Raw genomic sequence first — 1,381 nt, 5'->3', positions numbered from 1 at the left:
TTAATTATGGCACAACTGTTCAGAAATTTATGTACCAAATACTAGGATAGGAGCAGATTTGACATTTCTTTGGTAAGGCTTACATTAAAGGTGTATGACACAACCAGAGACGATTGACACCTTAATTAGGCCCGTGAGTTTCAATTTTGAACGTAAAGGGGAAATTCATAATGAAAGTGACACAAGCAGTACTAGACGATATTAAACGCACAACAGATCAGATGCGCGCTTCAGATGAGAAACGAGATGCAGGACTACCAACGGAGTTTCCGGATGTCAAACGATATGACAACATCAGTTATGGTCCAGCTGGTGAAGAAAATTTGTTAGATGTTTATACACCTAAAGATGTGACACAAAGTGTGCCTACCATTATCGATATTCATGGTGGGGGGAACGTATACGGGTCCAAAGAGCTTTATCAGCATTACTGCCTTGGTTGGGCAAGACATGGATTTGGCGTTGTTAATTTCAATTATCGGCTGGCACCTCAAACCATTTTTCTAGGCGCACTGAAAGATACGGCACTCGTCGCAAAATGGGTTGCTGATCACGGGCAAGACTATCATTTAGATACAAATAATGTTTTCATCATTGGCGATAGTGCGGGTGGCACGCTCGCCTATCAGTATTTGACAGCATATGCGAATCCTAAATATCGTAAGGCGCTGGGATTAGTCTCTAGTGGGCAACTTGTTGTCCGAGGTGGCGCACTGAATAGTGGCTTTTATTTTGTAAAACGTCCTGGTGCCATAACACCGGACAGTTTGATGAGCGCTTATTTTACACCAGAAATGATGCAGAAATATGATCAGGAACTGCATACAGAAAACTATGTGACGCCTGATTTTCCACCAGTTTTTGTAATGACCGCCAATCATGACTTTTTACATGATGAGGGCGTGCGCTTTGATCAATTTCTATTGGACCATCACCTGGCACATCGATTTGCCAGTTTCGGTACGGAAAGTGATCCGCGCGAACACGTTTTTCAATTGAATCAACGTGATGCCGTGGCAGCTAAAGCTAATCAGCAACAGGGAGAATTTTTCAGAAGTTTGTTTGTAGAAAAATAAGGTGATCTTCGAAAACTAAGTAAACAAAAAGACCGGGATTATTGCACTCCCCGGTCTTTATTTGGTAGATTGTAAAATTAATCCGAACGCTGTTCGGACAAAAAAGATCAGCTTCCTTTAATGGGGAGTGTCAAGAAGTTTGTGTAAATAACAAGAAGACTTCTTCGTATCATTTTGTCTAGCTTAAAACATTGATTCTAAAGTATCTTGGCACTGCTTAAAGCCATTATGAGCTCTGCCGAAGTATTTGGTAGCGTCAAGAATCTTGTGTAAATGAAATGCCTTCGTACATATAATATGTATCT

1 protein-coding gene is annotated in these 1,381 nt (G+C 40.9%); it reads left to right on the top strand.

The genetic code is table 11. The features are described 5' to 3' along the window. Window positions 1–170: 170 nt before the first annotated feature. Entirely contained in the window at window positions 171–1,076 is a 906-nt protein-coding gene (locus FC15_RS02245; RefSeq protein WP_057823583.1) for an alpha/beta hydrolase, read from the top strand. Window positions 1,077–1,381 lie beyond the last annotated feature (305 nt).

The organism is Lapidilactobacillus concavus DSM 17758 (genome assembly GCF_001435835.1).
GTDB lineage: Bacteria > Bacillota > Bacilli > Lactobacillales > Lactobacillaceae > Lapidilactobacillus > Lapidilactobacillus concavus.
Note: the sequence above shows the minus strand (reverse complement) of the source record. Positions and strands in the feature narration are given on the sequence as shown.

Excerpts from the sequence above, each read along its gene's own strand:
- FC15_RS02245 (WP_057823583.1), top strand. The coding sequence starts at position 171 with ATGAAAGTGACACAAGCAGTACTAGACGATATTAAACGCACAACAGAT.